This is a genomic window from Pseudomonas sp. EA_65y_Pfl2_P78, from assembly GCF_963970495.1.
Taxonomy (GTDB): domain Bacteria; phylum Pseudomonadota; class Gammaproteobacteria; order Pseudomonadales; family Pseudomonadaceae; genus Aquipseudomonas; species Aquipseudomonas baetica_A.
In genome coordinates, this window is the sequence record NZ_CAXAON010000023.1 from 69,770 (window position 1) to 94,321 (window position 24,552).

Genomic DNA, 24,552 nt, shown 5'->3' on the forward strand with positions numbered 1-24,552 from the left:
TATGTCATTTACGAAAAAGCACCTCGACGCGGTTGAGGCGGCCATTGCTCGCGGTGAAAAAACTGTGCGCTATACCGACCGTACCGTGGAATACCGCACGGTCGATGAGCTGCTGAAGGCGCGCGAAGAAATACGCTCGTCGCTGGCCAGCGCCGCCGGGCCGCGCTCGCGCGTGGTTCGGCTGTTCCACGCAGGGAAGGGGGTCTGATGGCCCGCCATTTTCCGACTCTGACCCGTAATGGATTTGTGCTGCCGTCCAACATCAAAGCCAGTTACGAAGGCGCTGGTGAGGGCCGCCGATCCACTGGCTGGGACGCTCCCGACAACGGGATCAACAGTATCAACACCCCGGCACTGCGCAATTTGCGCTCGCGCTCCCGGGCAGCGGTTCGCAATGATCCGTATGCCTTCAACGTGATCGACAAGCGCGTCAGCAACCTGATCGGCACCGGCATCACCCCTCGGCCAGCGACCGATGATGATGCCCTGCGCAAGCTGCTGCAGGAGCTGTGGAGCGATTGGGTTGATGAATCTGATGCGGATGACCGCACCGACTTTTACGGCCAGCAGGCGCTGGTGGCGCGCACGGTGGAAACATCGGGTGAATGCTTTGTTCGCTTGCGTCCTCGCAGTCTGGACGAAGGCTTGGCGGTTCCGCTGCAGTTGCAGATTCTGGCGCCGGAGTTCGTGCCGCACGACAAATTCGAGAGCACCAAGAACGGCAACGTCATCCGCGCCGGCATCGAGTTCACGCCCGGCGGCAAGCGGGTAGCGTATTGGATGTACCTGTCGCACCCGCGTGATGCGGCCTCGTTGAACGCCGGCTACAACCAGCTAGTGCGCGTCCCGGCCGCACAGGTGCTGCACATCTTCGAACCGGTCGAACCTGGCCAGTTGCGCGGTGTGCCGCGATTGTCGCCGGTTCTGAAACGGCTGCGCAGTCTCGACAACTACGACGACGCGGTGCTGTTCCGTCAGGAGGTGGCCAACCTGTTCGCCGGTTTCATCAAGCGCCCGTCGCCTGACTCGGGTCCGGCGCCACGCGATCCGGTCACCGGCGCGTTATTGGATCTGGACCGCGACGGCTTCACGCCCATGGTTGCGCTCGAACCCGGCACCATGCAGGAACTCGGTCCGGGCGAAGAGGTGGAATTTTCCAAACCGCCGGACGCGGGCAACAACTACCCGGACTTCATGCGTCAGCAGTTGATGGCTGCAGCGGCGGGTAGCGGTACGCCTTACGAGATCCTCACCGGCGACATGCGCGGAATCAACGACCGAGCATTACGGGTGGTGCTCAACGAGTTTCGGCGCCGCCTGGAACAACTGCAATTCAGCGTGTACGTCCATCAACTTTGCCGCCCGGTGCGGGCCGCGTGGATGGACATGGCGGTGCTGTCGGGTGTTCTGGTGCTGGATGATTACACACAGAAGCGCCGCCAGTACCTTCGCACTCGCTGGGTACCGCAAGGCTGGGCCTATATCCAGCCGGTTCAGGACGTACAAGCACGAGCGATGGAGGTGAGAGCCGGTTTTTCGTCGCGCAGCGAGATGGTCTTGCGCACAGGCTACGACGCCGAAACGGTCGATCTGGAAAACGCCGCCGATCTGGCGCGGGCCACAAAACTGGGTCTCAACTACAACACCCTGGATTCCGTCGAAGACACCGACGACAAGGAGCAACCATGAGCAAGAGCGCGAAACCGCGTATTTACAACCGCGCCGGCAAACGCGTCGAGGTCAAGGACAAGACCTGGTACGCCGTTCATGCCAGCGGCGAGGCCACCGAGCGAGTGATCGAGGTTTTCGTTTATGGCGAGATCGGCGCGTGGGGCATCACTGCCAATCAGTTCGTGCAGGATCTGCGCGCCATGGATGATGGTGTGTCACCGGTGGTGGCCGCGTTCAACAGCATCGGCGGCGATCTGTTCGACGGTCTGGCCATGCACAACGCGCTGTCGCGGCTGGGAGAGCGCTGCACCGGACGGATCGATGCGCTCGCCGCCAGTGCCGCCAGTGTTGCCGTATGCGGTGCGCACCGGGTGGTGATCGCTTCCAACGCGATGTTGATGATCCACAATCCATGGACTTACGCCGCCGGTGATGCTGAAGACTTCCGCAAGGTCGCCGACGTCCTCGACCAGACCATGGAAGCGATTATCGCGGCCTATAAGGCCAAAGCGCCGGACATCGACGAGGTCGAACTGCGGCGCCTGGTGGCGGCTGAAACCTGGCTGACCGCCAACGAAGCGGTGGCATTGGGGCTGGCCGATGAAGTGGGCGACGGCGTCAAGGTCAAAGCCTGTCTTGGTCAAGGCGCGGTACTGCAACGATTCCAGAACGCACCGGCTGATTTGCTGGCCCAGCTCGACGAGCCACCTGAAGCGGATCCGGATCTTGATCCTGTCGATCCGCCGCTGGTGCCGCCTGTAGTCGACTCGGCCAAGTTGGCATTGATGGTCACTCAGCGCTGCACGGCGGCGGGCATCAGCAACCTGATCGAGCCGCTGCTCAAGTCCACCCAGCTTGAAAGCGAAAAGGTCGTTTTAGCCGGTCTGGCACGCGCCAAGGCGGTAAACGACCTCTGCGTGGCCGCGCGGTTGCCGGAATTCAGCGCCGAGTATGTCGCGGCAGGTCTGGACGAGGCGGCGGTGCGGGCGCGTCTGTTCGACAAGATTGTCACCAGCGGCAAAGGCTTTGAAATCGACAACAGTCTGCCGCTGGCAGATGACCCAGCGCCCAAGGTGCTGGCCAAACAACCTGACCCCAACTCGATTTGGGCTGCTCGCCAAGCGGCCCAAACTGGAACCGCGCAAAGCGCGAAAGGAGTACGAGCATGACCATCAAAAAGGAACCGATGCACGCAGGTGAATTCCTGCTGTCCGAAGGCGCCGGAAATATTTCGCGGGAAACGATCAATGTCGCCGCCGGCCCGGCACTGAATTCGGGCCAAGTCCTCGGTCTGGTGACGGCCACGGGCGAGTTTGCGCCGTATGATCCGGCCGCCGAAGACGGCACCCAATCTGCTGTCGCGATCCTTTACGGGCCGTTGGGCGAGTCGGACATCGTGCGCCGTGGTCGCGCGGTGGCACGCATGGCTGAGGTCAGCGAAGCGCACCTGACAGGGCTGGATCCTGAGGCCGAAAAAGATCTGGCCGCTCATTTCCTGATCGTCCGCTAAGACGTTTCCTTCTTTCATATGCATCCCGCCGCGTGCGGGATTTTTCGTTTCTGGAGAGTACCCATGGCCGATATCGCCATTTTTGAAGACGAAGCGTTTACCGTTACCTCGCTGACCGCTGCACTCAATGATCAACCCTACCTGCCGGGCCGCATCAGCGCCCTGGGCCTGTTTCGCGAGGAAGGCATTACCACCCTGACCGTGCAGATTGAAAAGGACGGTGACACCCTGGCACTGGTGCCGGCCGGTGAGCGCGGTGGTTCTGGCCTGGTGGTTGCTGCGAGCAAGCGCAACCTGATCCCGTTCAACACCGTTCACCTGCCGGAGCGTTTCACGATCAAGGCGGATGAGATCCAAGGCATCCGCGCCTTCGGCACTCGCACCGAGCTGCAGGCGGTGCAGGACGTGGTCAATGCGCGCCTGGCTAAGGCGCGTCGTCAGTTGGACGCCACGCATGAGTTCCAGCGCATGGGCGCACTCAACGGCCAGATTCTCGACGCTGATGGCTCGACGGTGCTGCTGGACTTGTATGAGCGCTTCGGTGTGCAGCGTCAGAAGATGTCCATGGGGCTGACTAAGGCCGATACCGAGCTGCGCGTCATGTGCGGTGAGGCGCTGGACATGCAGGAGGATGCGCTGGGCAGCGTGACCAGTACCGGTTCGCGCGCTTTCTGCGGCAAGAACTTCTGGAACAAGCTGATTGTTCATAAGTCGGTCAAAGAGACCTACCTCAACAGTCAGCAAGCGGCAGCTCTGCCGGCGACGCCCGGGAAAGCTTCGAGTTCGGCGGCATCATCTGGGAGCGCTATCGTGGCAAGGTCGCCGGCGTTTCCTTCGTCCATGACGACAAGGCGCTGCTGGTTCCCGAAGGCGTGCCCGATCTGTACATCTCGGTGTTCGCGCCGGCTGATTACATGGAAACGGTCAACACTCAGGGCATTCCGTACTACAGCATGATTGAACCGCTGCCCTTCAACAAAGGCATGGCCGGTGAGGCGCAGTCGAACCCACTGCATCTTTGCACTCGACCGCGTGCCCAAGTCCTGCTGGAACTCTGACCGTGGGCTTTCGCGATCTGATCGCCGACGTCGACGCGGTGGTGTTCGAAACGCTGGGCGATACGGCGCGGATCGAGGGTCGCGAAGAGCCAGTGTTCGGCATGTTTGCCGCGCCCTGGCTGCAACCCAAGTTCGGCAAGCTCAACACCGGTTTGCGCGAGCCGCGCTTCGAGATCCGCGTCAGCGATTCGCAGGGCCTGGAACAGGGCATGCTGGTCAGCGTCGACTTGCCTGCCTTGGACGGCGGCGGTGACTACGACCTGATTCAGCTCGAACCGAGCGGTGACGGGCTGGTCGCCCTGATTCTGAGGTTGCGGCCGTGAGCGTCGGCAGCTATTTCAAACCCTCGGCCGGGGGCGGGATGATCTCTATCCAGTCCTCGGCCGCAGATTTTCAGGCGTTCCAGGACTTTGCCAAGGTGGTGCCGAAAGCGGCTGCTGCGGCGCATCGGCGCGCGATCAACAAGACGTTGGGAAGGTTGCGCACGCACATCGCCCGAGGCGTCAGCCGGTCAGAGCGCATTGCCTTAGCAGCGGTGCGTCAGCGGTTGCGCAGCTATCCAGTTTCCGGCGCGGCCGCGAGCGGCAAACTGTGGTTCGGGTTGAACAGCATCGAGTCCAGCCGGATCGGCCGGGCGCGGCAGACCGGGAGCGGTGTGTCGGTGGCGGGGCGGCGTTACGAAGGTGCCTTTCTCAAGAAGGTCTACGGCAACAAGCCCGACATCTGGATCCGCACAGCCAGCAAGCATTTCAACGGGGACGACTACCCGGATAGCACGGTGTCCCCCGGTCGCGGGCCGAGTTCGGGTTGGGTCGCCGAAAACGGCAGTCGTTTCCCGCTGGCCAAGGCCAAGGTGTCGCTCGAGCAAGCCCGGCCGCATTTCGACAGCTGGGTCAAAAAGGCAGACGAGATCCTGTTGGCGATTCTCAAACAAGAACTCAACTTTGAGCTGCAGAAATACCTCAAGAGGATTGGCAATGTCTGACGAACCGTTCAGCCTGGACCAACTTTATCGGGCGGTAGAACAGCATCTGCTTACCCACTTGCCGGGCGTGCAGGCCGTCACAGCATGGCCAGACATTAAGGATCGCGTGTTGCTGCCAGCGGTGTTTCTAGAGGTGGCCGAGATCGAGCCGGGTACCGATATCGGCACCGGCGAAACCTCGCTGGTCTGCAAGTTCGAGGCTCGGATCATTGTTGACCCGATCAAGCCGCACCATCATCAACAGGCCGTGCAATTGGCGACCCAGCTGGCGGTGCTGCTGCGTGCGCAGACGTGGGGGTTGGCAGTTGACCCCGCCGAGTTTGTGCAATCGCTGCAGGACTGGACGCAGCCGCACCTGGATGGATACACGGTGTGGCTGGTGGAGTGGACACAGCAGGTTTATCTGGGTCTTGAAGAATGGCCGTGGCCAGATGATCCACCCGGCGAATTGCAATTAGGCGACTATGCGGTTGAGGTCGTCGTCGATCCGGAGCCTGCGCCATGAGTTACGCGAGCGCCCAACATGACCGCATGATCGCGGGGGCGGTCAAGGCTTGCTACGTGGTCGCGGTGGATCTGTCTGCATCGCCGCCAGTGTGTCGGGTCTCGGATGGTAGCGACTGGGTCAGCGCATGGGTGCGTTGGCACAGCATCGCCGCCGGCAAAGCCCGACATTGGCGGGCGCCATCCTTGGGCGAGCAGGGCAGCTTGATCAGTCCCAGCGGTGACGTATCGCAAGGCACGTTCGTGCCGGGCCTGTACGGAAATGCCGGTCCACCACCGGACAACCGCGATCATGTCGAGGTCTGGCGTTTTGATGACGGCGGGTCGCTGGTCTACGACTGGCAGGCCAAGTCTTACACCATCACCCTGCCGAGTGGCACGGTGGCGATCAAGGTCGGCAGCACGGACATTGTCGTTACGGATAACGCGGTAACGGTAAAGTCGGGAACGATCGATCTTGAGGCAACCGTAAACATCAAGGGGCCGGTCAATATCGACGGTGCGTTATCCGTAACGGGCAACATCGACGGCGCTGGCAATATCATGGCCGCCGGCAACAGCGACAACCACCACAAGCATTAACCCAAACATTCATCCAGCCCGCCGCGTGCGGGTTTTTTGTGCCTGGAGAAAAACGAATGGCCAAGATCAATGATCAGTCGGTCGAAGAGCAATTACCGTCGACGATTCGTCAGCCCGTTACCGTTCAACCGCGAACGCCCGATCTGCTGCTGAAGTTTCGCGACAAGCTCTATACCTCGCGCACCCTGTGCATCCCTGGAACGGATCGCACCTTGGCGGTGGCCAAGCACACGGTCGAGGTGTCGGCGTCCGATGAACAGGCTGTCAGCTTCCTGAAGACGCATCCCGAACTTGAACCGCTGGAGTGACCTAGATGATCGGAATGGATCGCCACACCGGCAAGCCCATTTCCGGCATCGAGCATCTGCGGCAATCCATCCCCGACATTCTGAGCACGCCGCTGGGTAGCCGGCGGCACCGGCCCGAATACGGTAGCAAGGTGCGGCGGTTTATCGACCTGCCCGTTAACAAGGGTTGGATCAGCGCCGTGCAGGCTGAAGTCGCCCGCGCGCTGGGTCGCTGGGAGCCGCGTTTGAAGCTGGATCAGGTGAGCGTCGTTTCGGTCATCGGCGGGCAAATCAATCTGAAAATCGCCGGGCGGTACCAAGGCGACAGCGTCACGCTGGAGGTGGCCGTATGAGTATCGTGGATTTGTCGTCGCTGCCGGCCCCGACTGTGCTGGAGCCGTTGGACTTCGAAGAGACTTATCAGGATGGGCTAGGGGTCTTTCGCGGTTACATGGGCGACAACTGGACGGCCGCCCTTGAAAGCGATCCAGTGGTGAAGGTGATCGAGGTCGGTGCCTATATCAAGGTCGGCAACCGCGCCCGGGTCAATGATGGCGCTAAGGCTCTGTTGCTGGCACACGCGATTGGCAGTGACCTCGATCACTTGGGGGCAAACGTCAATCTGAAACGCCTGGTTATTCAGGCAGCGGATCTGCAAGCGGTTCCGCCGGTGCCTGAGGTCAAGGAGGAAGATGATCCGTTTCGCGAGCGCATCCAGTTGGCCTATGAAGGGCTGACCACGGCCGGCCCGCGTAACAGCTACATCCTGCACGCGCGCAACGCCTCCGGGTTGGTGGCGGACGCGTCGGCCGAAAGTCCGGCGCCTTGTTACGTTACGGTAACGGTGCTGAGTTCTGAGGGGGATGGGCGCGGCGTGGCCAGTCCTGAGTTGCTGGCGACGGTGCGGACGGCGCTGAATGATGACGATGTGCGGCCGGTTGGCGATCGCGTCACAGTGAAAAGTGCGGAAATCATTGATTACCGCATTGAAGCCATTCTGCATATGGCCGGCGCTGGCCCCGAGATGGATGCCAGTTTGGCCGAAGCCAAAGCCCGCTTGGCGGCGTGGATCAATCCACGCAAGCGGCTGGGAGTTGAGGTGGCCCGTTCGGCGATCGATGCTCAATTGCACGTTGCCGGCGTTTCCCGGGTGGAGTTGCCCGGCTGGGTCGACTTGGCCCCGACCAAGGAGCAGGCGGCGTACTGCATGGATTACACCGTGACGATGGCGGGCTGACATGAAGAGCCTACTGCCGATCAATAGCACGCAACTGGAACGGGCCATGGAGGCCGCGTTCTTCGAAAAAACCATTATTCCGTTGCGCGACTTGTACAACGCCGATACCTGCCCGGTGCATCTGCTGCCGCATCTGGCGTGGGCGTGGTCAGTTGATCGCTGGGATTATCGGTGGTCTGAAGCGACCAAACGCGCGGCCATCAAAGCGTCTTTCTACATCCACAAGCACAAGGGCACGATCGGCGCGCTGCGCCGGGTGGTCGAGCCGCTGGGCTATCTCATTGAGATTGTCGAGTGGTTCCAGACCGTGCCCGAAGGCGTGCCGGGCACCTTCGCCCTGAAGGTCGGCGTTCTCGACACCGGTATCACCGAGGAAATGTATCAGGAGCTAGAGCGCCTGATCGACGACGCCAAACCCGTCACGCGGCACCTGACCGGGCTGGCGATCAGCCTGGAAACCCAAGGCAATCTGAATATTGCCGTGTCCCTCTTTGAGGGCGACGAAATCGACGTTTACCCACCCGTCATGCGTGACATTGAGGTCACCGGCAGCTTTGGCGTGGTCGGTCGCGAACACACCATAGACACCCTGGACGTTTATTATGATTGATGCGAATTCGCAGTTTTTCGCGATCCTCACGAACGTGGGGATGGCCAAGCAGGCGAACGCCGACGCGCTCGGCATTCCCTGGCTGATCACGCAAATGGGCGTCGGCGATGCCAACCCGGCCGGTGTGGAAAACCCGGCCAACCCGGTTCCGTCTCCGACGCAATCCAAGCTAATCAACGAGTGGCGGCGCAAGCCACTCAACCAACTGAAGATCGACCCAGTTAATCCGGCGGTGATCATCGCCGAGCAGGTTATACCGGCCGATGAGGGCGGTAAGTGGATTCGAGAAATCGGCCTCTACGATGCAGACGGGGATCTGGTGGCAGTGGCCAACTGCGCGCCGAGCTTCAAGCCGCTGCTGTCGCAAGGCTCGGGCCGCACGCAAATCGTGCGGATGAATTTCATCGTCACCAGCACCGGCAACATCACGCTCAAGATCGACCCGGCGATTGTTCTGGCCTCGCGCGCTTACGTCGACGCGGCCATTCTGGAGGTGTTGCCGAAGAACAAAACACCGGGTCAGTGGACGCGGGTTAAGACCAACGATCGCGGAATTGTGGTGGAGGGTGACAACCCGGACACGCTGGCCAAGATGGGCATTAAGGACAGCTACACCAAGGCCGAGGTTGAGGCGATGATCGCGCAGGCTTCAGCGCTGCCAGTGGGGGCCACGGTGGCGTTTCCGGTGGATAAGGTTGCGCCCGGGTTTCTGGAGTTGGACGGCAGTGTCAAAAGCATTGCCGTCTATCCCGATTTGGCGGCATTCCTCGGCACGGCGTTCAACAAAGGCGACGAGGGCGCCGGTAATTTCCGCTTGCCGGAATCGCGCGGTGAGTTCCTGCGGGGCTGGGATCATGGGCGCGGTGTAGATCCGGGTCGGGCCATCGGCAGTGCGCAAATTGGCAGTTACCTTCCGGGCGACAACAACATCGCCGACGAAATCATTTATGTCCATGATTCGACCGATAAGGCTGGTCTCGGGTGGGATGCCTTCACTGGGAATCCAGCAGCCGGTACCGTCAGATATTCGGGAACAATGACAGGGACTACGCCAAATCCGAACCCGATTGGCAGTCATGGGGGCGCCGCCCGCCCGCGCAACTTGGCGGTCATCTGGTGCATTAAGGCGTGGAACGCGCCTATCAATCAGGGAAATATCGACATTGCGGCGCTCGCGGCGTTGGCGACGCAGGCCACCGAAATCAAGCTAGGTACGGCAAAGATTGCGACCCAGGCGCAGACCGAAGCCGGTACTGACGACGCAACGATTGTCACTCCGAAGAAGCTTCTTTTTGGATTCTCTATTCTTCTGGCGGCCATAGGTTACATCGTGTTCCCTAAGTGGCTCGGCGGATTAAAAATTCAATGGGGTACTCAGGCTCTAAACGGCGTAGTAAGTGGGACAGTAACGTTCCCGCTGGCTTTTGACGTCGCCGCCTACTACTTCAACCCAATCAAGCAATCGAACGATGGTCGACGAGTTGCTGCAATGGGCGCGACAAAACTCAATGTGGCTGTTTACGGGTGGGGGTCGACCGGAACAGCAGCAATGATCGACACGTTTAGCTGGCTGGCAGTGGGGATTTAACGATGAAATATGCAACGTTTGACGAATCCGGATCCCTTCTTGGCCGTTATGACTCGTTTGTTCACCGAGCCATCCCGGATGATGCTGTCGAGATTCCAGAAAATGTGTACTTCCAAACGATTCGGGAAACTGACGGTGTTTGGCGAATGGTTGATGGTGAGCTGATCAAGGAACCATTTCCCAAAATCCTACCGGCCTATGCGCAGTTGGTGGCCGCTGAGCGCTTCAAGCGCGAAGCAATTGGCGTAGAGGTCGAGGGTATGCAGATCGAGACGACTCGCGACAGCCAGGCTCTTATTGCGAGTACCGGATTGTCCGCCGTCCTCGATCCCGACTACCGCTGCAACTTCAAGACGGTGACCGGCTTTGTCGAGATCGGATCGGCGCAGATTATCGCCATCGCCAAGGCTGTTCGGGCGCATGTGCAAGCCTGCTTTGATCGCGAGCTGACGCTGTTGCGCGCGATCGAGTCGGGCGAGTATCACGACGACATGCTGTCGCAAGGCTGGCCGGAACCCTCGCTGCCTGATCCGGCAGAGCAGCAATAGACGCCCCGCACTGACGGGGCGTTTTCTTTTCCGTTACGCGTAACACGAACACCCTCACAGCCTCGCGGATGCGGGGCTTTTTAGTTTCTGGAGATTGGACTTTATGAGTTTCTTTCACGGCGTTACGACCACCGAAATCAAGACCGGGGCGCGCACCATCTCGCTGCCGTCGTCCTCGATCATTGGTCTGTGCGACACCTTCACCCCTGGCGTTCTCGGCGGCGGCACCGCCCTAGCCGGTGAGTTGAAATTGATCACCACCGAGCGCGAAGCCATTGCCGCCTTTGGCCCCGACTCGGCGATCACCAAGGCCTGTCAGGCGATCTATGTCAAAGCCAAGGCGGTGATCGTCGCCATTGGCGTGCCCAAGCTGGAAGACGCCGCGCTGCAAACCTCGGCGATCATCGGCGGCGTCCTGGCCTCCGGTCAGCGTACCGGCTTGCAGGCGTTGATTGACGGCAAAAGTTTGTTCAACGCACAGCCGCGGCTGCTGATCGCACCGGGTCATACCGCGACTCAGGCGGTGGCCACGGCCATCGACAGCGTGGCGCAGAAGCTGCGCGCGATTGGCATCATCGACGGCCCGGGTACGACCGATGAGGCCGCCATGGCCTACGCCGATAACTTCGGCAGTCGCAACCTGTACATGGTCGACCCGGGTGTGAAGTATTGGGACACCGTCACCAGCTCGACAGTCGACGCGCCCGGCTCGGCTTGGGCGGCGGGTCTGTTTGCCTGGACGGATGCCGAATACGGTTTTTGGGCCTCGCCGTCGAACAAGGAATTGACTGGCATCACCGGCACCGGCCGCGCGGTCGAGTACCTGGACGGCGACGAGACTTGCCGGGCAAACCTGCTCAATAACGCGAATATCACCACGATCATTCGCGACGACGGTTATCGCCTATGGGGCAACCGCACGCTGTCGAGCGACCCGAAATGGGCGTTCGTCACCCGCGTGCGCACGTTGTTCATTCTCATGGATGCGGTGCAGGCCGGGCACAAGTGGGCGGTCGATCGCTCGATCACCAAGACCTACGTCAGCGACGTGACCAACGGCCTCAACGCGTTCATGGGCGACCTGAAAGCCCAGGGCGCGATCATCAACTTTGAAGTGTTCCCGGACACCGAACTGAACACGGCGAGCCAGATCGCTCAGGGCAAGGTGTATTGGCGTATCCGTTTCACCGACGTACCGCCGGCAGAAAACCCGAATTTCCTTTTCGAAGTCACCGATCAATGGATGACCGAAGTGCTTGAAGCAGCCTAAGGGGGCTTAGTAAATGATTCCTCAGACTTTGTTTAACACCAACCTGTTCGTTGACGGCGTGAACTTCTCCGGCGACGTGCCAAGCCTGACCCTGCCTAAGCTGACCACCAAGACGGACGAGTATCGCGGTGGTGGCATGGCCGGCCCCGTCGAGATGGATCAGGGGCTTGAAAAAATGGAAGCGTCCTTTGTCACCAAGGGCGTGCGCCGCGAGTCGCTGAAATACTTCGGCTTGTCCGATGGTACGGCGTTCAACGCCACGTTCCGAGGTGCCTTTAAAGGCTTGAAGGGCGCGACCACAGCGGTGGTGGCCACCTTGCGCGGGCGCCTCAAAGAGGTCGACCTGGGCGACTGGAAGGCCGGTGATGCGGCCGAAATCAAACACGCCATTGCGGTCACTTACTACAAGCTCGAAATCGACGGGCGCCTGATGTACGAGATCGACATGGTCGCCGGCATTCAAGTGATCGACGGCAAAGACCAACTGGCGGAAGTGCGCGCCGCACTCGGCCTCTAAAGGAATAGAACACATGACTCAAGCCACTGATAAAACCCTGCCGGTCTGGCTGTCGCTCAGCGCAACCGGTGCTGTCGTGACCCTCTCGCGCCCAAGCGCTGCCAACGGTGTCGAGGTCGAAACGCTGGCCTTGCGCGCGCCGGCCGTGCGTGAGGTGCGCGCGGCTGACCGTGCATCCAAGGGCGACGAAGAACAGCGCGAATTGATGCTGTTCGCCGGTCTGGCCGAAGTCGGACTGAAGGATCTGGAAGGCCTCAAGCTGACGGATTATCGCCGCGTGCAGACGGCCTACTCGCACCTGGTACCGAAAACCGATTTTTCGGACTCGATGCCGGCGTGGTTGTCGCTGACCACCGATCAGGTGCTGGTAACGCTGTCGTGTCCGAGTGAGATCAACGGCGTGACGGTCGACAAGCTGGCTTTGCGTTCGCCGACCGTGGGTGACGTGCGGGCGGCCAACCGTGAGGTGGGTGGCGACGATGAGCAGCGCGAGCTGGTGTTGTTTGCTGCGTTGTCCGGCGCGTCGGTAGCGGATCTGGAGGGGCTGAAGCTGGTGGATTTTAACCGCTTGCAGGCCGGCTATTTTCGCATGGACAACGACGACGGGCTTTAACCCCAGCGTGATCAAGTCGGCGGCGAAACGTCTGGCGGCGGAAACCGGATTTTCCGCCGCTGAGATCCAGTCGATGCCGTTCGCGGATATGGTGTGGTGGCTCACGGATTGAGCCGCCACCGGTAGTGCTGGGCACATGAGGGCCATGACATGGCAAACAAACTTGCCCTCGGGCTGGTGATCGGCGGTGCCGTCAGTTCCACGGTCGGCGCCGCGTTCAAGGACGTGACCGGGCGCATCAAGCGCCTCGAGGCAGAAGGCAACAAAGCGCGGGTGCTGCAGCGCACGATTGGCGACACCATCCGCCTGCGCGAAGAATGGAAAAAGGCTCACGACACCGGCGCGGCTGGTGCGTCCAAATTACTCAATCGTTTGAACTCGAACCTCGACAGCTTGAAAAAGCAGGGGATCGAGGTCGGCCGGCTGGAAAAAGCCTATCGCTCGATGGGGCAGACGGCCAACAAGGCCGAGCTGAAAGCCAAGGGTCATCAGCAGATTGATTCTGGCGTAAAGGGCATGAAGGGCGCGGTCGGTGCGGCGGTGGTGGGCGTGGGCGCGCTGGCAGTGCCAACGAAGGTTAGCGCCGACTTTGGCGCGATCGTGCGTGACATTGCGATCAAGGCCGGCATTGCCAACAAGCCGCAAGAGCAAGAGGTGTCGCGCAAGATCATCGACACTTCGCGCGATACCGGCATGGCGCGCAACGACGTGGCCGACATTGTGAACCAGTTGGTCGGCGCCGGTATGGACCTGAGCAAGGCGCTGGAATATGCGCCCGTCGCGGCCAAGTTTGCCGTCGGGCAGGGCTCCAGCGGTGTCGACACCGCACAGATGATCAACGCCCTGGGCCAAAACGCCAAGATCACCGATGCCAAAGAGATGCAGCAAGCGCTTGAGGCGATTGCCTATCAAGGGCAGGCGGGCAGCTTTGAGGCGTCCGATATGGCCAAGTGGTTCCCTGAACTACTGGCCAACATGGGCAAGCTGGGCATCACCGGTATGGACGCGGTGACGCAATTGGGCGCCATGTTGCAAGTGCAGATGAAACAGGCCGGCAGTTCGGACGAAGCGGCCAACAACCTGAAAAACTGGATGGGGAAAATCGGTTCAAACGACACCGTCCAGGCATACAAAAAGGCTGGTATCGACTACAAGGGGTCGATGCAGACGGGCTTGCAAAACGGCCTGTCCACGCTGGAAACCAGCATGTCATTGGCTCAGAAATACATTCAGGCCACTGACCCGAGGCGTGCAGCAGCGATGGCCGAGGCGACGGCGAAGATCAGCAAGGAATCCGATCCTGAGAAAGCCAAGGCCATGATGGCCTCGCTGGAGGAATCTTTGCGCACTGGCGACCTGTTCGCGGACATGCAGGTCAAGGCCGCACTGTCGGCCTACATGCAGAACAAGGCGCTGTATAGCCAGCTTAAAAATGATTCACGCGATGCAACGGGCATCCTCGATAAAAACCTTGCCGAGCGGCGCGAGTCGTCTTCGCAGAAGTGGGCCGAGATGGCGCAGTCGATGGATGACGCCATGCGCAGCGTGGGAGACGCGCTGCGTCCGGTGACCGACACTGTCGCCGAGACGCTGACCAAAGTCACCAAGGGCATCACCGCACTGTCTGACAGCTCGCCCGGGGTGGTGACGGGCATCGTGGCGGTCGGTGGTGGCCTGATTGCTCTGAAAGGCCTTTTCAGCTCGTTCAAGATCGGTAAAGGCCTGTTCAATCTGGCGCGTGGGACGCTGGGCGGCGGCAAGTCCGGCGAAGTGCAGAAGGTCTTTGTGACCAACGCCAAGGACGGCGCCGGCGATGGTGATGACAAGGACGATGAGCCCAAAGGCAAGGCCGGCAAGGCTTTGTCGCTGGTGGAAACCGGTCTGAAGGCGGTTGCGGCCATGAAGGGCACGCCAGTGGATGGCGAGGATGAAGGCGAGGGGGGAGAGGGTGGCGATAAAAAGCCCGGACAGTTCGACTTGGTATCGACTGGCCTCAAAGTGGTTTCGCTGGCAAAGGATGCGGCATCTGGCCTCGATGACGATGGCGCCGAAGGTGGCGGTGATGACGGCGTAAAGAAGGTTTTTGTCGTCAATGCCAGCGCCATGGGTGGTGGTGGCGGTGGTGCGGATGGCCCGGGCGAGTCGCGCCGGCGTGGACGTGGGCGTGGCTCGCGGCGCAGTGCCACGCGTCGGGGGCGGTTGCCTCGTCCTGGGTCGTCGCTGCCGCCCTTGCGCCGTCCGCCGATCCCTCCGGTGCCGCCGGTTCCGGCCGGCGCGATGGCCAAGCTGGGCAATGTTGTGCAGGCCGTCGGCAAGGTCGGAAAAATCGCCAAGGTGATCCCGGGCGGCTCGATGCTGGAAGCCGGCGCCATGGCCTTTGATACGTTTCAGAACGCCGAAACCAAGGACGAAAAGGCCGAGGGTTACGGCGCAGCGGCTGGCAATCTGGCGGGCACCATGGCCGGTGCAGCGGCGGGGGCGGCCATCGGTTCGGTGGTGCCGGTCATTGGTACGGCGATCGGCGGTTTGATTGGTGCCTACCTCGGCAGTCAGGGTGGTGCCGCGCTGGGCGGATCCCTGGGGAAAACGCTGTTCGGGGGCGAGGATGAAAAGCCTGAGGAAAAGCCAAAGGCGCCCGTGCCGACCACGCCGCTCATGATGGCGTCAGCGGCGCAGCAAGGCCCGGTGCTGGGGGATGCCGCGCGCTCGATGGCGGTCACTGAGCCGCTCAAGTCGGCGGCGCTGGCCATTCAGCCCAAAGAGCCGGAGAAGCCTGTGCCGGCCAAGGTGGATCAGCAGTTTCAGTATTCGCTGAGTATGCCGATCACGGTGCAGGGTGACGTCAAAGACCCGCAGCGCATGGCACAGGATCTGATGCCGCACATGCAACGAATGATGGCGGACGCGGCGAAACAGAACGCCGCCAAGCTGTACGACGAACCTCATGTGTAAGGAGGCTTTATGGCTTACATGGAGCAGATGCAATCAAGCCTTAAGTATTTGACGGAAGCGGCAGAAACGGGCCGCCGCAGTGCCGAGGGGGTGTTAACGCCGGTCAACGGCGCCATCAGTGAGCTGACCGGCGCCGCGTCGGAGCTGGAAAGTATTCCGTTTGTGGGGCCAGCGATCGGCGCCAAACTTCAGCGGGTCATGCGCAGCGTCGACGCCGCGCAAGCCAAGGTCGGGCAGGTGATGGCGGTGTATGGCCGGGCGACCCGCGCGGCCGCCGAAGTGCAGGAGCGGTTAGGCACGCTCAAGGCGCAGGCGGGCAAGGTGGCGACGACGATCAACAAGCTTGCCGGCAAGGTCAGCCCGGCGTTGGCCAACATCGTGCCGACCAGTGCCTTTGCCGTGGATGCTACTCCGGCGCCTGAGGCGGTGAAGCCGTTCCCGCACTTGCTGATCATCCAGCCGCGTGATCCGAAACTTCAGCCCTACTATTTCAACCTGGACACGGCGGCATTCGATGAGCTGACCCGCTCGACCGAATTCCGCTGGGCCTCGCAGGAGCGCTTGACGCGTCGGCCAGCGCAGCAGGCTGTGGGCATGGGTGAAGAGAAATTGACACTCAAAGGCACGATCTACCCGGGCTTCAAAGGTGGACTGAAGCAACTCGACACGTTGCGCTCGATCGGGGCCAGGCTTCAGCCGCTGACCTTGACCACGGGGTATGGCGAAGTGATCGGGACATGGTGCCTGAAGAACATCAACGAAGAGCAGGGCGCGTTGCTGCACGGCGGCATTCCCCGTAAACAAGGGTTCACGCTGGAGTTTGTGCGCTATGGCGACGACATGCAGAACGTTTGAGGGGGATATGCTCGATGTCATTTGCCATAACTTCTATGGCCATCTGAATGGCAGCACCGAGGCGGTACTGGATGCCAATCAGGGGCTGGCCGACGAGCCTCAGCCCTATCGGGGCGGTGTATTGATCGTGCTGCCGGATCTGCCTAGTCCGACCGACGAAGGGATCAGCCTATGGGCTTGATCCTGGACGAGTCCGCCGCCGGCGAGCCGTTGCGTTACGCGTAACGGTGCATTCTTCTCTGACCCGCCTTGTGCGGGCTTTTTTTTGGACAAAATCCATGACCCCGATGTTTCGAATCGTCGCCGACGGTGCCGACGTCACGGCCAAGATCAACGATCGGCTGTTGTTGCTGCGCACCTCGGACAAGCCCGGCATGGAGTCCGACGAGTTTGAGTTGCGTATTGATGACCGGGATGGACAAGTGCAGTTGCCTCGGCGGGGCAGTTCGATCGAGGTCTATTTAGGCTATGCCGAAACCGCTTTAACCCGCATGGGGCGTTACACGGTGGACACCGTCGAAGTGTCGGGGCCGCCGGATACGATCGTGATCAAAGGCAAGGCCAGCGACATGCGCGGCAGCGGTAAGACCATCCGTAGCGGGAGCTGGGAAGACGTGCCGCTGTCGAAGATCGTGGCCGACATTGCCGCGCGAAATGGCTGGCAGCCGGTGTGCCCGGTGTCGACCAAAGTGGCGCGAGTGGATCAACTCAACGAGTCCGATTTTAATTTCATCACCCGGCTGGCCAAGCAATACGACTGCACGGCCAAGGTGGCCGATGGCAAGCTGTTGGTAATGCCGCGTCAAGGCGGACAGTCCGCAAGCGGCAAGGCTTTCGGCGCGGTCACGCTGACGCGCAGCGACCTCAGCCGCTGGCAATTCAGTCTCGGCGATCGCAGCTCGCACAAGGCGGTTGCGACCAAGCACCAGGACAAGAAAGACGGAAAGCTGGCCATCGTCACCATCGACAACGACGACGCGCCGGATGGCCTGCCGGCGGTGCATACCGACCGGCATATCTACCCGAATAAGACCGCTGCCCAAGCGGCCGCGAAAGCGCGTCTGGCGGCGTTCAACCGCTCGACCGCCGACGTGCGGTTTGAGATGCCTGGGCGCACGGACATTTTTGCCGAGCGGCCCATTCTCGCCCAAGGCTTCAAGGTCGGGCTTGATGGCGAGTACCTCGCCGATTCGGTTGAGCAGGTATTCACCCAATCCGGCTGGTCGACCACGGTTGAGTGTAATGCCGGCAAACAAGGCAAATCCAAGCCCAAGGGTAAGAAAAAGACGGACAACAAGCCGCTCAAGGTCGTGAGCGTCGAGAAGCTGTAGCGCATCCCAATGCCGCCTGAGTGCGGCTTTTTTATGTCTGGAGTGTTTATGACTGTCACGGAACAACAGCTACAACGCATCATGCCGAACGCCCGCCACCAAGCGGGCGTTTTTGTATCCGCCCTAAACACAGCCATGGCGCATCGGCAGATCAACACGCCGAAACGCCAAGCCGCGTTTCTGGCTCAACTCGGTCACGAGTCGGGTCAACTGCAGTACGTCCGGGAACTGGGTGGCGATCAGTACCTGAGCAAATACGACACCGGCAACCTGGCTGCGAAACTGGGCAACACCCCGGCAGCAGATGGTGATGGCCAGCGCTATCGCGGTCGCGGCCTGATCCAGGTCACCGGTCACGACAATTACCTGCGCTGCAGCTTGGCGCTGTTTGGCGACGAGCGATTGCTGCGCACCCCTGAGCTGCTGGAGTTGCCGCAGTGGGCTGCCGAGTCGGCCGCGTGGTTCTGGTCGGTGAATGGGCTGAACGCGCTGGCCGATCAAAATGAATTCAACACGATCACCCGCAGGATCAACGGCGGCCTCAATGGCCTGCAGGATCGGTTGGAGTTGTGGGGGCGGGCGAGGGCGGTGCTATGCGTTTCGGCGAACTGATCCCGGCGCCGTATCGGCTACTGGCAATAGGCGTGCTGCTGGTCGTCTTGGTCGGTGGTTCTGCGTCCATTACCTGGCAAGTACAGGATTGGCGCTACGGCAAACAGCTCGCAGAGCAGGCCCGACTCCACACCGAAACCCTTAACCAGTTGGCCCTGGCCACGATTGCGCAGCAGAGTGCCGAACAGGACAAGCGCCTTGCGCTCGAACAGCGTCTGGCGACCAGCGAACGAACCCATTATCGAGCCTTGAGCGATGCCCAACGTGATCAAGGTCGCCTGCGCGACCGCCTTGCCACTGCTGATCAGCGCCTGTCAGTCCTACTCGACGCCACCAGCGGTGCCGGCAGTGGATCGGTGTCAGCCGCCACCGCCACCAGCAGCGTGGTTCATGGCTCCACAAGAGCCGAACTTGACCCAGCGCATGCTCAACGAATTGTCGGCATCACCGATTACGGCGACCGAGGACTGATTGCACTCGCCGCCTGTCAGGCATACGCGAAAGAAGTCTCAACACCGAAGTAAAAAGAGAGCGGCCGGTCCAGATGCGTCAACATCCGGATCGACCGCCGTCCCTGCAGATAGTCCCTGCAAGTCCAGCCAAGGCTCTTGCTCCGTGCACAAAGCGCGGCGAGCCTAGAACCTGTTTATCTGTACAGTAAAGATCTTGCTTTTTATGTCTACATCCATCCTGCTGTGACCATAGTTAGATTATTTATAAGCGCTTGACGATTAAGAGCGAAACAAGCCGCATCTCGGGCGCTAAATAACGGAAGACCAATAACTTACGGCCGAAAAAGAAAATGGCTTTTAGCTATCACCCTTTAATAGCCAATAACTCTAAAAAATTGGAAGCACTTTCCTATATCGGATCTATTCTCGTAACGCGCAATGGAAGTATGGATATCTTGCGCACCAACTCATGCCATAAACTATTAAAGGACTACTCCATGGAAAGCTTCGCTATTGCGGCATCACAAATTAACTGGAACGGCGGTCAACGGATCACTTTAAATGCAGGTGATACGGCCACTTGCACGACGTTGCGTCCGGGGCAGATTTACGGAATTTTTATTTATAATTCCGCCGGCAGCGATAACAATGCAGCCGTAAATGTTGTATGGAGCAATAGCCAGCCTCCTGCAACCATCACTGTCCCCGGCACCACCGCCAATGCCGGCTTGGCATCGCTGGGATTCGTTTCCGGCACTGACACTCAGACAATCTCAGTTTCGTTGCCTAGTAACAGCGGCATTGCACAGGTTGAGGTGTGGTTGGGCAGTACCAGCATGCCAACGAATACGAGCGGACTAAACAACAACTCGTTGCAGGCTAACGGGGAGCAGTACCCGTTTAACAAATATAATCGCTACTATTCCGTGCCGCCTTCGAAATGGATGAATTTGACAATTGTTAGCAAAATCACACAGTTCATTTCGTGCCAGTTCCGCGAAGCCGCTGCAACCGTATTTGTTGTGAATGAAACGTCAAATGGCTTACTGGTCGGGCAAGTCACTAACATTGGACCTACTGCTTCGGAAAAAGGGGCAGTGACCATTGTTGCCACTCAGATTCAAAACATCAGTAATAACTTGCAGGGCGACGGTACTCAATGGGTCTGGATGGATGCAGATAGCCAGCAAGACTCGACGAGCGCCAGCATTTCATTACAATCCCTATAATCTATAGCAGACGAAGAGAAGAGCCGCGCAGGTCGCGGCTCTTTTTAGTTTCCCGTGTTCGTTTTTAAATCTAGATTATTCTCGGACAATTAAAGTCGGCACGGTTGGTGCCTTGACGCGACTCGCTAACAACTCCGTAACCGCATAATCGCATCCGTAATCGCTTTTGCATTCGTGTCCAGGGTTTCCAGAGCTGCAATTGCGTTATCAGCAACATTGTCTGCTCCAGCCCCTGAAATCCAGTTGGTAATCTCTTCAATCGCCGCACCGAGAGCATGCTGGTTGTGCAAGAGCAACGTCAACGCATCAGCAGTGGCGATGTTGCCGTCTGAATTACTTGGCATGTGGATCATCCTTGAGCGAAAGGTTCGTAAAGCCTCATTCGTCCCGCCAGGACAGATTAGCCCAAGCAATCATTTATTGAGGGCTATTTCCGCCCTAAAATGCCGCATCTGTCCCATGTTGCCATTCTACAAACGTCAAAAACCACAAACCCCCGACTTTCTCTAGAAAAATAAGGGGATTGCGTTTTTAGAATTTGGCGGTGAAGGAGAGACTCGAACTCGCTACCTTTAAAGGCCTGTAGCCCACCTCCAAGTGAACGCCCAGCTCGCTCCATTGCTATCTGCTTTACATTATCGGCCGCTTTCGGCCAATAGCGGACATTGGCTTCGGCAGGTTTTGGCCTAGACTGGGTCGACTCAATAATCGAAGGACATAGAATGCTTATTGTCTTTAGCGGCCTTCCAGGTACTGGAAAAACGACTATAGCAAGTGACCTTGCCACCAGAACAAACGCGGTGTATCTGCGGATCGATACGATTGAGCAGGCTATCCGAAACTCCGGTGCTCTGGCACAAGACGTGGGGCGAAGCGGTTATATGGTCGCTAATGAGCTTGCTCTGAGCAATCTACGTTTTGGCAGTACTGTCATAGTCGACTGTGTTAACCCAGTAATCGAAAGCCGAAACGCGTGGAGCGAGATCGCTACTCGCTCTGGTACTCCATTAGTGAATATCCAGGTGGTTTGCTCTGATAAATATGAACACCAGCGACGGGTAGATACCAGGAAGATTGATATTCCTGGCCTGTCGCCCCCTACCTGGCAATCTGTATTGGATCATGAATATGAGCCGTGGGATGACGCTCCCTTTGATATAGACACAGCCTTGACGTCCCCGGCGGAGGCAGTGGCAATGATCACTAAACGATTTTTATCCGAGGAGTAGCGCCAGCTAAAAGCTCTACGTAGCAAGGTGCAATCAGTAGACGCTTGCCGCTTTTGGCCGAACGCTGGTGGTCGAGAACGGCTGCTTTCGGCCAAAAGCGGACACTCACGATAGCGGCTTTCTGGACGCCAGCGCACGACGCGGCTTCTGACCCAAAATGGGGCTGAGTCGCGCACTCGCTGTCGAGAAATTCAAACGACGTTTTTTAGCAGACTCGCCAACAGCTCTTTAAACTCGGCGCGATCTGTATAATTTTCCCGGTGCCTGGACCGGTGGACCATCTGCTCAGCCGTCGTCAGCGGCCAGAGCCTGTCGATCACATCGTCCGCTTTGATGTTCTTGTCTCAGAACCCGATCTCAACGACGGCTATTTTCTCCTGCTCTCGCGATTGCTTGACTCGTAGAGTGTTGAAGAAAGAGATTTGAAAAAACATTCGTCATTTACATCTACCTTCCAGCAGCAAAGGACGCTTAATGAGAACCCCGCTACTCGCTCTTACCCTCGCAGCTCTATTGAGCGCATGCGCCATCCCTTACCAAACCCCGGAAGCCCGCGCCAATATTGAACGCGATTTGAAGCTCAGCGCAGACGAAATCGTCACTATCACCGAAACCAACTGGTGCTTATTTCCCTATGGTGATTTGCAAGTGTGCAGACCCAAGCAAGGCTTGGGTGTGCTGACCAAGAGCAAGCTAGTGCTGGCCCTCTATAAGGGCGGCATCTACCAGCAAGCTGAAGTCATCAACGCCAGCGATGTGCAGTGTGCCCACCTGCAAAGTGGCAGAGCCACAGCCGATACCTTCTACCTATTCAGTGAGCGTTGGGCCGCCATGCTGGCGCCAATTACCGTGGGAGGTGCCTTGGCCCTCGACAAAAAAGCCCAGTTCCTGAGCGTTTTAGTGCCGCCAAGCACTGAGAGCTTCACGGCTGGGCAAGGAAATTTTATTCAGGTCACCGATCGCAAGAATTACTCGGCTGTGGCGGTACCAGGTACTACCGCCTATGTAGGAACCAGCGAGAGTATTCACCAGATTTTTAACCCGTGTACGCAGGGAAAGAATCTCTCAGCCGGATCATGAGTCCTGGCCAGACCTTTCGAGTGAAACAGTCCCGGCAGCATTTGCAGCGCAAGTAATTCAATGCAGGCCCGATGCGCCGGGCCTGTCGAGCGCCACAGAAGCTGACAACCCAATGTGAATCGGAAGCCGGTTTTGGCCGACTGCTTCCAGCAACGAGTGTCCGTTTCGGGTCGATTGTAGACGGTCGCGAAAGACCGGAACCGACCCAAAGCGGCCCTTCGCACTGCGTGCGATCTGTCGATAGAATCCCGTTTTCCAACCAGTACGAATTGATGCCAATGGTCCAACCGACAACAGTAGCCAACATCATTGGCCCTTGGAAAGGAGAGGCTCCGACAACGTTACTACAGCATTGTCGAGATGCCTGGGACACGCCTCTTAAAGAACTGTCAGATCTCATGGTCGCTACTTTTCTGAACCAGCGAATCGCATTTCCTCAAATGTTGGCCGAGGCCAAACGGCGATTGGATTCAGAGCCCCGTGATGACACGGAATACTTCGATGACCAGCTATCTGAGGCAGTTCACGGTGCTGACAACTGACCGCTCCTGGCCCAGAGTGTGTAAAAACGCTTTCGCGAACCCTTGCTATGATTTCTGAGGATTTCATCGCAAGGATCGCCCATGAAGCGCTTTATCCAAGGTGAACATCGAGGCCAAAGCACCTTCCTTCCAGAGAGCCTCGACGATTACGTCACGGATACCAATCCGGTGCGCGTAGTCGACGTTTTTGTCGACGAACTTGACCTGGTCAAACTGGGTTTTGAAGGCGCCATACCGGCAGATACTGGCAGGCCGGCTTACCATCCCGCTCTCCTGCTGAAGATCTACATCTACGGCTATCTGAACCGCATTCAGTCGAGCCGGCGCCTGGAACGAGAAGCCCAACGCAACGTCGAGCTGATGTGGCTGACCGGGCGTTTGATGCCCGATTTCAAGACCATCGCCAACTTCCGAAAAGACAACAGCAAGGCCATCCGAGGCGTCTGCCGCCAGTTCGTGGTGCTGTGCCAGCAGTTGGGATTATTTGGAGAAAATCTGGTTGCCATCGACGGCAGTAAATTCAAGGCCGTCAACAACCGCGACCGCAATTTCACCAGCGCCAAGCTGAAGCGGCGAATGGAAGAAATTGAATCGAGTATCAATCGGTATCTGACTGCGCTCGACGAAGCCGATCAGCAAGAACCCTCAATCGCTCAGCCCAAGGCTACTCGTCTGCAAGAGAAAATCGACAAGCTCAAAGCTCAGATGAAAGAGTTACAGGTCATTGAAATTCAGCTCAACGAATCGCCGGATAAACAGGTCTCACTGACCGATCCAGACGCCCGCTCCATGATGACTCGCGGCACGGGAATCGTCGGTTACAACGTGCAGACAGCGGTCGATACCCAGCACCATTTGATCGTTGCGCATGAGGTTACCAACGTCGGTTCCGACCGCGATCAACTCAGCTCGATGGCCAAGCAGGCCCGCGAGGCGATGGCGTCAGAAACGCTGTCGGTAGTGGCTGACCGAGGTTACTTCAAAAGCGAAGAGATCCTGGCTTGTCACGATGCAGACATCACCGCCTATGTGCCCAAGCCGATGACCTCTGGAGCCAAAGCGGACGGGCGTTTCAATAACGATGCCTTCATCTATGACGCGGCAAAGAACGAATACATTTGTCCGGCTGGAGAGACGCTGATCTGGCGCTATACCAACGTTGAAAAAGGCCTGACGTTGCACCGTTACTGGAGTTCGAAATGCCGGGGCTGCGCAATGAAACCGCAGTGCACACCGAGCACGGAACGGCGGGTTCGACGCTGGGAGCATGAAGCCGTACTGGAGGAAATG

Annotated in this window: 27 protein-coding genes and 3 pseudogenes; 29 read left to right on the forward strand and 1 reads right to left on the reverse strand. The window is 59.0% G+C overall.

What is annotated here, in order from left to right:
• Position 1: 1 nt before the first annotated feature.
• The 26 genes and pseudogenes from AACY02_RS17780 (at position 2) to AACY02_RS17905 (ending at position 20,411) form a co-directional block, all read left to right on the forward strand.
• Positions 2-208, forward strand: coding sequence for a phage head-tail joining protein (locus tag AACY02_RS17780; RefSeq protein ID WP_333714099.1), 207 nt, complete (start codon positions 2-4; stop codon positions 206-208).
• The gene (locus tag AACY02_RS17785) at positions 208-1,689 is read left to right on the forward strand and encodes a phage portal protein (protein WP_339433069.1); all 1,482 of its coding nucleotides are present in this window, start codon (positions 208-210) and stop codon (positions 1,687-1,689) included. The genes AACY02_RS17780 and AACY02_RS17785 overlap by 1 nt, the downstream gene beginning before the upstream one ends.
• Positions 1,686-2,840: a head maturation protease, ClpP-related gene (locus AACY02_RS17790; protein ID WP_339433070.1), complete on the forward strand. Its 1,155-nt coding sequence runs from the start codon at positions 1,686-1,688 to the stop codon at positions 2,838-2,840. The genes AACY02_RS17785 and AACY02_RS17790 overlap by 4 nt, the downstream gene beginning before the upstream one ends.
• Entirely contained in the window at positions 2,837-3,181 is a 345-nt protein-coding gene (locus AACY02_RS17795; protein ID WP_212621905.1) for a head decoration protein, read from the forward strand. The genes AACY02_RS17790 and AACY02_RS17795 overlap by 4 nt, the downstream gene beginning before the upstream one ends.
• Before the next feature lie 63 nt (positions 3,182-3,244).
• Positions 3,245-4,239, forward strand: a pseudogene (locus AACY02_RS17800) (major capsid protein).
• 2 nt (positions 4,240-4,241) lie between these two features.
• On the forward strand, positions 4,242-4,562 hold the full coding sequence (locus AACY02_RS17805; protein WP_102902293.1) for a head-tail joining protein: 321 nt from the start codon (positions 4,242-4,244) through the stop codon (positions 4,560-4,562).
• Positions 4,559-5,224 (forward strand): hypothetical protein, encoded by a 666-nt coding sequence (locus tag AACY02_RS17810; RefSeq protein WP_339433071.1) that lies wholly within the window; start codon positions 4,559-4,561, stop codon positions 5,222-5,224. Before AACY02_RS17805 ends, AACY02_RS17810 begins: the two co-directional genes overlap by 4 nt.
• Positions 5,217-5,729, forward strand: coding sequence for a hypothetical protein (locus AACY02_RS17815; RefSeq protein WP_339433072.1), 513 nt, complete (start codon positions 5,217-5,219; stop codon positions 5,727-5,729). The genes AACY02_RS17810 and AACY02_RS17815 overlap by 8 nt, the downstream gene beginning before the upstream one ends.
• Positions 5,726-6,310, forward strand: a complete 585-nt coding sequence (locus tag AACY02_RS17820) for a phage baseplate assembly protein V (protein WP_339433073.1) — start codon at positions 5,726-5,728, stop codon at positions 6,308-6,310. The genes AACY02_RS17815 and AACY02_RS17820 overlap by 4 nt, the downstream gene beginning before the upstream one ends.
• Positions 6,311-6,366: 56 nt before the next feature.
• Positions 6,367-6,618: a hypothetical protein gene (locus tag AACY02_RS17825; protein WP_339433074.1), complete on the forward strand. Its 252-nt coding sequence runs from the start codon at positions 6,367-6,369 to the stop codon at positions 6,616-6,618.
• Positions 6,619-6,623: 5 nt separating this feature from the next.
• Positions 6,624-6,950 (forward strand): GPW/gp25 family protein, encoded by a 327-nt coding sequence (locus tag AACY02_RS17830; RefSeq protein WP_339433075.1) that lies wholly within the window; start codon positions 6,624-6,626, stop codon positions 6,948-6,950.
• The gene (locus AACY02_RS17835) at positions 6,947-7,834 is read left to right on the forward strand and encodes a baseplate assembly protein (RefSeq protein ID WP_339433076.1); all 888 of its coding nucleotides are present in this window, start codon (positions 6,947-6,949) and stop codon (positions 7,832-7,834) included. The genes AACY02_RS17830 and AACY02_RS17835 overlap by 4 nt, the downstream gene beginning before the upstream one ends.
• 1 nt (position 7,835) lies before the next feature.
• Positions 7,836-8,444: a phage tail protein I gene (locus AACY02_RS17840; protein ID WP_339433077.1), complete on the forward strand. Its 609-nt coding sequence runs from the start codon at positions 7,836-7,838 to the stop codon at positions 8,442-8,444.
• Complete coding sequence (locus AACY02_RS17845; RefSeq protein WP_339433078.1) at positions 8,437-10,032, forward strand: phage tail protein; 1,596 nt, start codon at positions 8,437-8,439, stop codon at positions 10,030-10,032. The genes AACY02_RS17840 and AACY02_RS17845 overlap by 8 nt, the downstream gene beginning before the upstream one ends.
• Before the next feature lie 2 nt (positions 10,033-10,034).
• Complete coding sequence (locus AACY02_RS17850; RefSeq protein ID WP_339433079.1) at positions 10,035-10,580, forward strand: DUF4376 domain-containing protein; 546 nt, start codon at positions 10,035-10,037, stop codon at positions 10,578-10,580.
• Positions 10,581-10,683: 103 nt separating this feature from the next.
• A complete protein-coding gene (locus AACY02_RS17855) occupies positions 10,684-11,850 on the forward strand; it encodes a phage tail sheath family protein (RefSeq protein WP_339433080.1) in 1,167 nt (388 codons plus the stop codon).
• Between the two features lie 13 nt (positions 11,851-11,863).
• On the forward strand, positions 11,864-12,367 hold the full coding sequence (locus tag AACY02_RS17860; RefSeq protein WP_339433081.1) for a phage major tail tube protein: 504 nt from the start codon (positions 11,864-11,866) through the stop codon (positions 12,365-12,367).
• A gap of 13 nt (positions 12,368-12,380) precedes the next feature.
• A pseudogene (locus AACY02_RS17865) lies at positions 12,381-12,671 on the forward strand (phage tail assembly protein); the annotation flags it as partial.
• Between the two features lie 75 nt (positions 12,672-12,746).
• Positions 12,747-12,980: pseudogene (locus tag AACY02_RS17870) on the forward strand (phage tail assembly protein); the annotation flags it as partial.
• Positions 12,981-13,130: 150 nt separating this feature from the next.
• Positions 13,131-15,932, forward strand: coding sequence for a phage tail tape measure protein (locus tag AACY02_RS17875; RefSeq protein WP_339433082.1), 2,802 nt, complete (start codon positions 13,131-13,133; stop codon positions 15,930-15,932).
• A 9-nt stretch (positions 15,933-15,941) separates the two neighbouring features.
• Entirely contained in the window at positions 15,942-16,787 is an 846-nt protein-coding gene (locus tag AACY02_RS17880) for a phage tail protein (protein ID WP_339433083.1), read from the forward strand.
• Positions 16,762-16,968 carry a tail protein X gene (locus tag AACY02_RS17885; RefSeq protein WP_339433084.1) on the forward strand — a complete coding sequence of 69 codons (207 nt, stop codon included), beginning with the start codon at positions 16,762-16,764 and terminating at the stop codon, positions 16,966-16,968. Before AACY02_RS17880 ends, AACY02_RS17885 begins: the two co-directional genes overlap by 26 nt.
• 97 nt (positions 16,969-17,065) lie before the next feature.
• Positions 17,066-18,118 (forward strand): phage late control D family protein, encoded by a 1,053-nt coding sequence (locus AACY02_RS17890; protein ID WP_339433085.1) that lies wholly within the window; start codon positions 17,066-17,068, stop codon positions 18,116-18,118.
• Positions 18,119-18,166: 48 nt separating this feature from the next.
• Complete coding sequence (locus AACY02_RS17895; RefSeq protein WP_339433086.1) at positions 18,167-18,730, forward strand: glycoside hydrolase family 19 protein; 564 nt, start codon at positions 18,167-18,169, stop codon at positions 18,728-18,730.
• A complete protein-coding gene (locus AACY02_RS17900) occupies positions 18,712-19,254 on the forward strand; it encodes a lysis system i-spanin subunit Rz (protein ID WP_339433087.1) in 543 nt (180 codons plus the stop codon). The genes AACY02_RS17895 and AACY02_RS17900 overlap by 19 nt, the downstream gene beginning before the upstream one ends.
• A gap of 425 nt (positions 19,255-19,679) precedes the next feature.
• Complete coding sequence (locus AACY02_RS17905; RefSeq protein ID WP_100847995.1) at positions 19,680-20,411, forward strand: hypothetical protein; 732 nt, start codon at positions 19,680-19,682, stop codon at positions 20,409-20,411.
• Between the two features lie 125 nt (positions 20,412-20,536).
• Here AACY02_RS17905 and AACY02_RS17910 read toward each other — a convergent pair whose 3' ends face one another.
• Positions 20,537-20,755: a hypothetical protein gene (locus AACY02_RS17910; RefSeq protein ID WP_339433088.1), complete on the reverse strand. Its 219-nt coding sequence runs from the start codon at positions 20,753-20,755 to the stop codon at positions 20,537-20,539.
• Positions 20,756-21,133: 378 nt separating this feature from the next.
• On the opposite strand from AACY02_RS17910, the gene AACY02_RS17915 reads away from it, so the two are divergent.
• The 3 genes from AACY02_RS17915 to AACY02_RS17925 all read left to right on the forward strand — a co-directional run.
• Positions 21,134-21,640 carry an AAA family ATPase gene (locus AACY02_RS17915; protein ID WP_339433089.1) on the forward strand — a complete coding sequence of 169 codons (507 nt, stop codon included), beginning with the start codon at positions 21,134-21,136 and terminating at the stop codon, positions 21,638-21,640.
• 474 nt (positions 21,641-22,114) lie between these two features.
• Positions 22,115-22,720, forward strand: a complete 606-nt coding sequence (locus AACY02_RS17920; RefSeq protein ID WP_094952880.1) for a hypothetical protein — start codon at positions 22,115-22,117, stop codon at positions 22,718-22,720.
• A gap of 623 nt (positions 22,721-23,343) precedes the next feature.
• Positions 23,344-24,552 (forward strand): IS1182 family transposase (locus AACY02_RS17925; RefSeq protein WP_339433090.1); only part of this gene is annotated, 1,209 nt, incomplete at its 3' end.